Source organism: Streptomyces sp. NWU339, from assembly GCF_003143855.1.
In the GTDB taxonomy this organism is placed as follows: domain Bacteria; phylum Actinomycetota; class Actinomycetes; order Streptomycetales; family Streptomycetaceae; genus Streptomyces.
The window spans coordinates 1-9,430 of sequence record NZ_QFRK01000105.1 but is presented as its reverse complement, the minus strand read 5'-3'; the positions used below and the strand labels follow the sequence as shown (position 1 = coordinate 9,430).

Sequence of the window (9,430 nt, the reverse complement as noted above, 5' to 3'; positions counted from 1 at the left end):
ACTCAACGTAGTGGCCAGCCGGTAGGCGCCGGTGAATACCGTGCCGTCGGCGCAGGTCACGGTGATCTGCGCGTCGATGATCCGCACCGGGCTGGTGCCGATCATCGACAGGTAGGAGCCATCGGTCAGGCGGACGAGAACGGGGGTGCGCCGATTGCTGCGCAGCCGGCCCAGGGCCTGCGCGCCGGTGGCGGTCACCTGGGCGAGGAAGTCGTTGCCGTCGAAGCCCTTGTCCCACAAAACCAGCATGTCTGACGTCAGCAGGTGCAGCAGGCGCCGGGCATAGCCTGTCTCGCCCTCGCTGGTGGGGCCGAAGACCGCGCCGATCAGAGCCCTGGTTCCGGTCTCGACCAGCGTCATCAGCTCCACGAGGGGGTATCCGCCATGGCCCGGAGAGCCGAGCCAGGCTCGGTTGCGGTCGGTGTCCGGGACCCTGATCGAACTGCAGCCGTCGAAGGAGACCGTGCGATACCCACCGAACCGCACCCCGGGCGTCCCCGGCTGAGCCAACGGCCCCAACAACACCTCACACAGCCCGCGCATGGGCGCGCTGCCGACCCTGCGCCGCAGGTCACGCAGGGCCTTCGCGGTCGGCTCGGCGACCGGCACGCCGACCAGCCCCGCCGTCAGCTTCTGCCACACCAGCCGATAGCCGATCTCCGGGAACAGGCACATCGCCAACAGGAAGTACACACCGACCCGTGAAGGCAGGTCTCGCAACCGACGCTGCACTGTGCGGGTTTCTTCGAGAATCGCATCGACGAGTTCGAACGGCACGACCCGGGTCAGCTCACCGAGATGACCCGGGGCAAATTGCCCCGCGGCCACCGTGAACACGCGGGAGACGGTCATCAGACCAGGCGGCAGGGCACAATGGCGTACAGGCAACGGAGCTCCACAGGCAGCAGACAGTCTTGGCGGACTACCTGCTTCAACGGGGCTCCGTTGCTCACGTTCCCCTCTGGTACCCGAGTCACGTCAAGCGGCTTGCCACCAGCGCAAATCCGTTAACTACCCGGCCTTGGGCCTTCCCCCGGTGATGGTGGACACGCTTCGTTGCTCACGCGGCGAGCGTGAGCTTGGCCGCATGGTGTCGGCGTTCGTATTCGTCGGGGCTGAGATGGCCGTCGGCGGAGTGCCGACGGCGGGTGCCGCAGCGGGCCAGCCAGGCGAATACCGCCCTTCTGCAGGTGCCGGCGTCGCCGTAGTCGCGGGCGCCCCGGAGGGTCTCGCGTTTCAGGGACGCGTGGAAACTCTCGCAGGCCGCGTGGTCCGCGCTGCTGCCGACCGCACCCCTCGACCGGGTCACCCCGAGCCGGTCACAGAGATCGGCGAAGGCCCGGGAGCCGTATGGGGCCCCGTGGTCGGAGCGGAACACCGAGCCGTCCGGGCCGCCGCGGGGCGCGGCCACCATCCGCAGTGCGTCGGCGACCAGGCCGGTGCGCATGTGGTCGGCGACGGACCAGCCGACGACCGTGCGGCTGAAGCAGTCCAGCACGGTCGCGAGATAGAGGAACTCCCCGCCTACGAGCGGGAGACAGGTGATGTCGCCCATGTATTTCCGCCCCGGCTCGGTGGCGGTGAAGTCCCGATGGAACAGGTCCGGGACCCGTGAGGCCGTCGGGTCCGGGACGGTGGTGCGGACGCGTCTGCGCAGGCGGATGCCGGTGAGGGCGAACCTCCGCATCACCCGGGCGAATCCGCTTCTCGTTGACTCGCAGCCCCTCCTCCCGGGGCTCGGCGGTCACCCGGGGGGAGCCGTAGGCGCCACCGGACTCGCCGTGGACCTCGCGGATCCGCTCGGCCAGGAGCCGGCCCTCGCGTAGTCGTGCCGCCCTCGCCTGTCTTCCGGCGAGCCACCTGTAGTAGCCGGGCCGGTTCAGGCCCAGGACCTAGCAGAGCCGCTTCACGTCGTAGGCGTCCCGGTGGTCGGCGACGAACTGGAAGCGACTCACCAGTTGGTCTCCCCGGTGAAATACTCGGCCGCCTTGCGGAGGATGTCCCGCTCGGTCGCGAGCTTCCGCTCACTGGCCTCGAGCTCGGCCACCCGGGCCTTCGGCTGCCGGATCCGCTCGTCCGGACCGGCGGACGATGCCGTTTGCCCGGCCCGGGCCGCCGGCATCCCACCCGCAGCCGGGGCCGTGGCGGCGACGCCGCGGCGGTCGCGGTCCCGCAGCACCCACTCACGCAGGGTGGCCCGGTTGAGGCCCAGGTCGGCGATGCTCTTGTAGGTCGCCCCGGGCGTGGACTCGTACAGGCCGCCACGCCCGGTGCTGGATGAGCGCACCGTATCGCAGCCGCCGGCGGTCACGCCGGGCTCAACGCGGTCGTCCACCTGAGCGTTGTCTCCCAGGAGAGCGGACAGCCTGAGCAACTCCGGCAGCACAACGTGCCACGCTGGTCCACCATGACCGGCGCGCAGCGGGCATTCGCGCCACGCTGTATCGTCCGCCGCCGGGAATCTTTCCGGGGCCGGGCGTAGCGTGAAATGACAGATCCACAACCTGAACTCAGAGGAGTGCGCTGCGGCGAGCGGTCCTGATCATGGACCTCAGTAGGCCGCCCGGACCCAGCCCGTTTACGGGACGCCGACGAGGATGCCGGCACCGGCATCGTTCTCGTCCAGAACGCCCGCCGAGTTTGTCAGGTGCTGAGAGACGAAAGGTCACTCATGCCTCGATCCATGCGCGCGCTCGTGGCCGGAGAGGTCGGCGAGCCCACCGATGTCCTGCGGTTGGAATCCCGGCCTGTTCCCACGCCGAACGCCGGGCAGGCGCTGATCCGGGTGAAGGCGACTCCGATTCACGCCAGTGATCTGCACGTGCTGCGCGGCCGCTACGGTTTCTTCCCCGAGTTCCCCGCTGTCGGGGGCCACATGGAATGCGTGGGCCGTATTGCGGCCCTGGGCCCGGACACCGAGGGACTGAAGGTCGGCGAGCGCGTGGTGGCCGCTGCGGTCCCGGCGGTACCCGGGCCCCCCGCGGCCGGCACCTGGCAGGAATACCTCGTCTCCGACACGCGAAGGCTTCTGCCGGTCCCCGACCATCTGAGCGACTCCAGCGCCTGTCAACTCGCCGTCAACCCGTTGACCGCGCTGCTCCTCGTGACGCGCGAACTCGACGTACAGCCGGGCGAATGGCTGTTGCAGACGGCCGCGGGCTCCACCGTCGGCCGGCTCGTCATTCAGTTGTCCAGGCATCTGGGGATTCGCACGATCAATGTCGTGCGGCGACGTGATGCCGTCGAGGAGATCAAAGTGCTCGGTGGTGACGAGGTCATTTGCACGGAGGACGAGGACCTGTTGCAGCGTGTGGCTGAGACAGCGGGGCCGGTCGGCGTACGGAAGGCCGTCGACTGTGTCGCGGGCCCCGTGGGTGCCCAGGTGTCCCAGGCATTGGCTCCGGGAGGGGAGGTCGTGATCTACGGCGCACTCTCGACCCATCGGCAGACCGACCCTGCGGCGCTGACGATCCCGCTGCAGGCACGCTCGGTCATCTACGAGACCAAAGCAGTCCGTGGCTTCTGGCTGAACCGCTGGTTCGGCACTGCTTCACCCGAGGACGCGCTGCGCGCGCTGTCCCAGGTTCGCGGTCTCGTCGTCGATGAGGTGCTGAGCATCCCCCGGGGCCGGCCGTTCCCGCTCGAACGCTTCCCTGAAGCCGTCTCGCTCGCCGAAGCACCCGCACACGGCGCCAAACCACTCTTCGTCTTCGAAGACGGCCGGGACGAAGGTGACGGGTAGGGCGTCCCTGCCGATGCGTCGACGGTGCGGCCGTGGCGTGCCAGGGCCGCCGGGCGAACGTGGCCAAGCCCGATGAAGTCCCCGCCATTCGACCAAGTCAGCGCCTGCACCGGTGTTCTGGGGAGGCCTCGCACGTCATCTCGACGGCGGTCGCTCTCTGTGGATTGGTCACCGACGGGGAAAGGGGGCCCGTAGCCGAGCGCCGTCTCACATGCGTCGCTGCGGCGTCCGATGCACGCTGGTGGTGGAGAGGACTTTTTACGTGGGGACCTTGCGTGGCACCGGCCCTAAATGTAAGTGAGGATCGAGAACTGGCCTCCAGGTGTTGAGTCTCCCTTCGTGCGGGCCACGCATGGACCTGGGGGCGTGCCAGGACGCGGCCCGGTGCAGGATTCAGGGCCTCCCGTCGCAGAGTCGTCCCTCGCCCCAGTGCCTGCTGTGCTCGGCAGGCGGCAACGGGAAGGAAACGCGATGGAGATCAAGGGATCGATCGCCCTGGTGACGGGGGCCAATCGTGGTATCGGACACGCGTTCGCCCGGGCGCTGATCGAGCGGGGAGCAGCCAAGGTCTACGCCGGTGTCCGCGATCCGTCGAGCGTGGGCGACGATGACCTTTCTGCGCTGCGCCTGGACGTCACCAAGCCGGAGGACGTCGCCGCGGCGGCCGAGACCGCCGGTGACGTCACCATCGTCGTCAACAACGCGGGCGTTGCCGGTTTCGAGACCGAGCTGCTGACGGGCTCCTTCGACGGTGCACGCGAGGCGATGGAGGTCAACTACTTCGGCACGTGGGCCGTGTCCCGTGCCTTCGCCCCGGTCCTGGCGCGCAACGGCGGCGGTGCCCTGGTGAACATGCTGTCGGCTGCCTCCTGGATCCCCCGGCCGGAGTACCCCGGGTATGCGGCGTCCAAGGCAGCCCAGTGGTCGTTGACGGGCGCGCTGCGGGAGGGCCTGCGCGAGCAGGGAACGCTCGTGATCGGGGTCCACGCCGGTTTCGTGGAGACGGACCTCAGCAGCTTCACGGACGCGCCGAAGATCAGCGCGGCGGACGTGGCGGAGCAGACGATGGACGCCCTGGCGAACGACCGGGTCGAGGTGCTCGCCGACGAGCGGACCAAGCAGATCAAGCATGCCCTGGCGCAACCACTCCAACAGTGAGAAGAAGCCCGGACGGGAGCGTGACGCCACAGCACAGGAGGATTCATGACCTCTGAACCACCTGGGAAGCACAGCGCCGGCGGCCTGCCCCTGCTCGGGCAGACCCTCGTCGTCATCGGCGGGAGCGCGGGCATCGGGCTGGCGACCGCACGGCTCGCCCGTAACCAGGGCGCCTCCGTGGTCCTCACCGGACGGGACCCGAAACGGCTGCGCACCGCGGCCATGGAGGCCGACGCGCTCAGCACCGCGGCCTTCGACGCCCACGACGCGGCGCAGCTGGAGCGGTTCTTCCAGCAGCTGCCAGGGCCGGTCGACCACGTGATGGTCACCGCGGGCGGCCCGTCGTACGGCCGCCTTCTGGACATGGACGCCGAGCAGGCACGCCGGGCGATCAGCGACCACATGGTGCTCGCACTCGAGGTCGCGCGCCACTGCACCGGCACCGTACGGCCGGGCGGCACGCTGCTGCTCCTGGGCGGCACGGGAGCCCGCCGGATCCGGGCCGCCCTGGGTGTCGCCCCCGCGGTCACCGCCGCGATGCCCGCGTTCACGGCCAGTCTCGCACTCGAGCTCGCGCCGGTCCGGGTGAACCTGATCGCCGCCGGCTTCGTGGACACGCCGTTGTCGGCCCGCCTGCTCGGCGACGCGCTCGACGCCCGTCGCGAGGAGCTGCGCGCCGCGCTGCCCATCGGCCGTGTGGTCGTACCCGACGACGTGGCGGCGCTCGCCGTGCACGTCATGACCAACACCGCACTCACGGGTGCGACCTACGACATCGACGGAGGCCAGCAACTCGTCGGCTGAGCCACACATCGATGGCGATCATTTGCCGAGCGTCGCGGCCGGCTGGGGTCGTGTGCTCCGGCCTTGGTTGCGGTACGGGGCCAGGAACGTGGTCAGCGCCGCGAGCACTTCCTGGGGTGCCTCCTCGGCTACCCAGTGGCCGGTGCCGGGGATGACTACGCTCCGCACGTCGTGTGCGACAAGTTTCATGGTGCCGGCGACATTCTTGCCGAGGCTTCCCGCACCGCCGATCGCGAGGACGGGCAAGGTCAGCAGGCGTGTTTTGCGTTGCTGGTCCTGCGCGCTGGTGATGTCGAGCGCGCGGTACCAGCCGAAGCTGCCGCGCAGGGCGTCGTGCCGGGAGGCGAGGATCCGGACGTAGTGGTCGACGGCGTAATCGGGGAGTTTTCGTACGGCCTTGGTGGCGAACTGCCAGCCGAAGTAGATGCCTTCGCGTCCCCGGACGAGTTGTTCGTTCACGTCGGTGAGCCGGTTGAAGGGGATGTGCCACAGCCGGTTGTTGACCTGCGCGGTGCCGATCAGGGGCGGCGACGGGGTCACGGCCGGGAGGAACGCCTCGGCGACGGCCAGGCGGGCGACGCGCTCCGGGTGGTCTGCGGCCAGCGCGTAGGCGATGGGCATTCCGGTGTCATGGCCGACCACGGCGAACCGCTGGTGGCCGAGCGCGTCCATCAGAGTGACCATGTCGCGTGCCAGGGTGCGGGTGTCGTACCCGCTCGTGGGTTTCTCGGTCAGCCCGATGCCGCGTTGGTCGACGGCGACGACCGTGAAGTGTTCGGCCAGTTCCGGCATCACCAGGCGCCAGGCGTACCAGGTCTCGGGCCAGCCGTGTATCAGGAGCAGCGGCGGCCCTTCGCCTCCGACGACCACGTGCTGGCGGATTCCATTGGCTTGGACGAAACGGCTGGTGAACGTCTTGGTGAATCCAGCCGGCAGGTGCGGCGCCTGCCCGACGGAGCCGAGGCCTTCGGGCGTGGGTATGGATGTGGCCCGGGGGTGCGGGGCCCCGCCGTGGGGCACTGTGACGGCGGTCAACGCGGCGCCTCCCAGGCCGAGTCCCAGTGCACCCGCACCGGCCGTGCGCAGCACGTGGCGCCGGGGCAATCCGGCGTTGGTCCGGTCGTCAGAATCGCCGTTCCCGGATACCTGAGACATGGGCTCCCTTTCCGCTTCTGGCGGGCGTTTTCAGTGACATGCAGCGACGCGTCGGATCGGTCGTCTCCGGCCTCGTGGCAGGGATCGCGACAGCGCACCATGCCTGCGGACGAGCATGAGCGCAGGTCGCACGTCTGCTGAGCTCATGCTGGGGCGCGTCCCCTGCCCCCGCAATCGGAGCCACGCGTGATGGCCCGGCCGCTGTCCGCGCGCGGCTCGCGGGGTGCGTGGAGAGACCGGGAGTGGCAAGGAGGAGGCAGGAAAAGGAATGAGCCAGATGGCGCTTGGTGTCCGCTTCACGCCACGTGACGGTGCTGGTGAAGCGTTCGACGAGCTGGTCCGGGAGGGCCGCTGCGGCGGTCCTCGAACGGGAGCCGGGCACCCTGGTGTACGCCTGCAGCGAGGTCGAGGGAGCGCCGAACCAGCGCCTCTTCTGCGAGCTGTACGCCGACCGCGCAGCCCTCGACGAGCACGGACGTCAGCCGCACGTCCGTCATTTCCCGAGCGAAGGCGGGAAGTACGCGGAGAGAACGGGGATCGACCGCCTCCGACCGTGCGCCGGCAAGGACCCCTCCAAATCCGCACAGCGGTTCGCAAGGCCCGGACTCCGGTACCGGCCGTGATGCCTCCTGGTGCGGCACAGCCGTGCCGACGCGACGATGGTGCCCTGCACCCACCAGTGAGGCCCCGACGGAGAGGGCGGATTCATGAACGTGAACGACATCGACATGAAGGTCGAAGTGCTCGTCATACCGGTATCGGACATCGAACGGGCGAAGGAGTTCTACGGCCGCCTCGGCTGGAGGCTGGACCGGACCCCGCCCTCAGTCGTCCAGTTCACCCCGCACGGCTCCGCCTGCTCGGTCCAGTTCGGCACGGACCTGACGTCGGCCGCGCCCGGTTCGGGCAAGGGGTACCTGATCGTCTCCGACATCGAAGCCGCCCGCACCGCGCTGGTTGCCGCCGGAATCGAGGTGAGTGCCGTCTTCCACCTCGGACCTGACGGCCCGATCGAGGGCCTCGACCCGGAGCGACGGAGCTACTTCTCGCGCGCCACCTTCCGTGATCCCGACGGCAACACCTGGCTGCTGCAGGAGGTCACCACCCGGCTCCCCGGGCGCGTCGAGCCCGGCCCGACGTCCTTCACCTCCACGACCGATCTGGCGAGTGCGCTGCGGCGCGCGGCTGCCGCCCATGGTGAACACGAGAAACTCACCGGCCAGGAGGATCCGGACTGGCCCAACTGGTACGCCCAGTACATGGTCAGCGAGCAGACCGGCACCGAACCGCCCAAGTAGGGCCGGCACAGGGAGGAACCATGGCCGCGACCTACGATCCCCGCCGCACGGCCGTTCTGCTGGTCGACCCCTACAACGACTTCCTCTCGGAGGGCGGCAAGGTCTGGCCGCGCCTGGAGCCCGTGGCCGGCAGCGTCGATCTGCTGGACCACCTGCGCTCCGTGATCGCCGCCGCCCGCGAGGGCGGCGTGCGCGTGGTGTTCGTGCCGCACCGCCGCTGGGAGCCGGGTGACTACGAGACGTGGGGCCATCCGACCCCCTCGCAGCGGAAGATCCAGGAGTTCCACCACTTCGCCCGGGGTTCCTGGGGTGGGGAGTTCCACCCCGACTTCCAGCCGCGGCCGGGCGAGGTCGTCGTTCAGGAACACTGGGGGTCGAGCGGGTTCGCCAACACGGACCTGGACATGCAGCTCAAGCAGCACGGCGTCACCCACGTGATCCTTGTGGGCGTACTGGCCAACACCTGTGTGGAGGCCACCGCTCGTTTCGCCATGGAACTCGGCTACCACGTGACGCTGGTCAGCGACGCCACCGCGGCCCTCAGCCCCGAGATGATGCACGCCGCTCACGACCTCAACGGCCCCACCTACGCCCAGGCCATCGTCACCACGAACCAACTCATCACCGCATTCGACGGGGCCCGTGATGACCGCCGGACTCGCCCGCGTTGAGGCTGCAGTGCCGCTGCGCAACACCTCGACATGCGGGCTTACCAGTCTCAACCCCCTGCTTGTGCAAGGACCTTGCTGACGTGGACCGGCAGGAGGGTGTGCAGGTGCATGGAGAAGGGGTGGCCCGGGTGTTCGTGTTCGAGTACGGATACCACTGAGGCGTCAGTCGTGGGTGTCATCGCCGCTGGTCCGATGCCGTGATCACGCCGTAGGTGACCAGGCCGTAGACGAGGTGCGGGACGACGTCGGCGGTCCAGTCGCGGACCGACCACGTGCGGGGGTCGCTGACGCCGAGGCGGGCCATCGGTGCATCGGTGAGGGCCATCGCCAGGGCGCCGGTGAGCAGGCCGCCCAGCCACAGGGGGCCCCGGACACCTGCCCGGTGGATCAGCGACACGGCGGCGCCCGTGCCGGTGCCGACGGCGATGCCCGACAGCGCTCCGAGGCCGGTGAGCCGGTTGTCCCGGCCGCTCGTGTCCGGGACCGGATGCCCCATGCGTGTGGTGATCTTGTCCACCGCGGTTTCCGGCGTGCTGCTGGCCGGTCTGCCGCGCAGTGCCATGTCGGCGTAGGTCCCGGCGTTCMGAGCGGTGGYGCCGKCC

The 9,430-nt window shown here is 69.5% G+C and carries 10 protein-coding genes and 2 pseudogenes; 6 read left to right on the top strand and 6 right to left on the bottom strand.

All coding sequences use genetic code 11. From position 1 onward, the window contains the following. The 4 genes and pseudogenes from DIZ27_RS42990 to DIZ27_RS48205 all read right to left on the bottom strand — a co-directional run. A partial coding sequence (locus DIZ27_RS42990; protein WP_146229128.1) for a transposase domain-containing protein occupies positions 1-852 on the bottom strand: 852 nt, incomplete at its 3' end. Between the two features lie 208 nt (positions 853-1,060). Continuing rightward, positions 1,061-1,714, bottom strand: a pseudogene (locus DIZ27_RS48215) (IS3 family transposase); the annotation flags it as partial. A gap of 34 nt (positions 1,715-1,748) precedes the next feature. Continuing rightward, positions 1,749-1,796 (bottom strand): annotated as a pseudogene (locus tag DIZ27_RS48210) (hypothetical protein); the annotation flags it as partial. A 155-nt stretch (positions 1,797-1,951) separates the two neighbouring features. After that, the gene (locus DIZ27_RS48205) at positions 1,952-2,335 is read right to left on the bottom strand and encodes a hypothetical protein (RefSeq protein WP_258308875.1); all 384 of its coding nucleotides are present in this window, start codon (positions 2,333-2,335) and stop codon (positions 1,952-1,954) included. A gap of 348 nt (positions 2,336-2,683) precedes the next feature. Between DIZ27_RS48205 and DIZ27_RS42980 the strand changes: the two genes are divergently transcribed. From DIZ27_RS42980 to DIZ27_RS42970, 3 genes are all read left to right on the top strand, one after another. Further along, positions 2,684-3,742, top strand: coding sequence for a zinc-dependent alcohol dehydrogenase family protein (locus DIZ27_RS42980; protein WP_109383717.1), 1,059 nt, complete (start codon positions 2,684-2,686; stop codon positions 3,740-3,742). 471 nt (positions 3,743-4,213) lie between these two features. Continuing rightward, a complete protein-coding gene (locus tag DIZ27_RS42975) occupies positions 4,214-4,900 on the top strand; it encodes an SDR family oxidoreductase (protein WP_109383716.1) in 687 nt (228 codons plus the stop codon). Positions 4,901-4,945: 45 nt separating this feature from the next. Next, a complete protein-coding gene (locus DIZ27_RS42970; protein WP_109383715.1) occupies positions 4,946-5,704 on the top strand; it encodes an SDR family oxidoreductase in 759 nt (252 codons plus the stop codon). 18 nt (positions 5,705-5,722) lie between these two features. Here the strand turns inward: DIZ27_RS42970 and DIZ27_RS42965 are convergent, their stop codons facing one another. After that, the gene (locus tag DIZ27_RS42965; RefSeq protein ID WP_109383714.1) at positions 5,723-6,859 is read right to left on the bottom strand and encodes an alpha/beta fold hydrolase; all 1,137 of its coding nucleotides are present in this window, start codon (positions 6,857-6,859) and stop codon (positions 5,723-5,725) included. 287 nt (positions 6,860-7,146) lie between these two features. Between DIZ27_RS42965 and DIZ27_RS42960 the strand changes: the two genes are divergently transcribed. From DIZ27_RS42960 to DIZ27_RS42950, 3 genes are all read left to right on the top strand, one after another. After that, positions 7,147-7,482: a putative quinol monooxygenase gene (locus DIZ27_RS42960; RefSeq protein ID WP_258308874.1), complete on the top strand. Its 336-nt coding sequence runs from the start codon at positions 7,147-7,149 to the stop codon at positions 7,480-7,482. A gap of 84 nt (positions 7,483-7,566) precedes the next feature. Then, the gene (locus DIZ27_RS42955) at positions 7,567-8,157 is read left to right on the top strand and encodes a VOC family protein (protein ID WP_309074996.1); all 591 of its coding nucleotides are present in this window, start codon (positions 7,567-7,569) and stop codon (positions 8,155-8,157) included. A gap of 20 nt (positions 8,158-8,177) precedes the next feature. After that, on the top strand, positions 8,178-8,828 hold the full coding sequence (locus DIZ27_RS42950; RefSeq protein ID WP_109383713.1) for an isochorismatase family cysteine hydrolase: 651 nt from the start codon (positions 8,178-8,180) through the stop codon (positions 8,826-8,828). A gap of 175 nt (positions 8,829-9,003) precedes the next feature. On the opposite strand, the gene DIZ27_RS42945 is transcribed toward DIZ27_RS42950, so the two are convergent. Then, positions 9,004-9,430 (bottom strand): hypothetical protein (locus DIZ27_RS42945; protein WP_109383712.1); only part of this gene is annotated, 427 nt, incomplete at its 5' end.

What these genes read in the sequence shown, in the direction of transcription:
- DIZ27_RS42955 (WP_309074996.1), top strand. Translation starts at nt 7,567, where the DNA reads ATGAACGTGAACGACATCGACATGAAGGTCGAAGTGCTCGTCATACCG.
- DIZ27_RS42970 (WP_109383715.1), top strand. Translation starts at nt 4,946, where the DNA reads ATGACCTCTGAACCACCTGGGAAGCACAGCGCCGGCGGCCTGCCCCTG.
- DIZ27_RS42965 (WP_109383714.1), bottom strand. Translation starts at nt 6,859, where the DNA reads ATGTCTCAGGTATCCGGGAACGGCGATTCTGACGACCGGACCAACGCC.
- DIZ27_RS42980 (WP_109383717.1), top strand. Translation starts at nt 2,684, where the DNA reads ATGCGCGCGCTCGTGGCCGGAGAGGTCGGCGAGCCCACCGATGTCCTG.
- DIZ27_RS42950 (WP_109383713.1), top strand. Translation starts at nt 8,178, where the DNA reads ATGGCCGCGACCTACGATCCCCGCCGCACGGCCGTTCTGCTGGTCGAC.
- DIZ27_RS42975 (WP_109383716.1), top strand. Translation starts at nt 4,214, where the DNA reads ATGGAGATCAAGGGATCGATCGCCCTGGTGACGGGGGCCAATCGTGGT.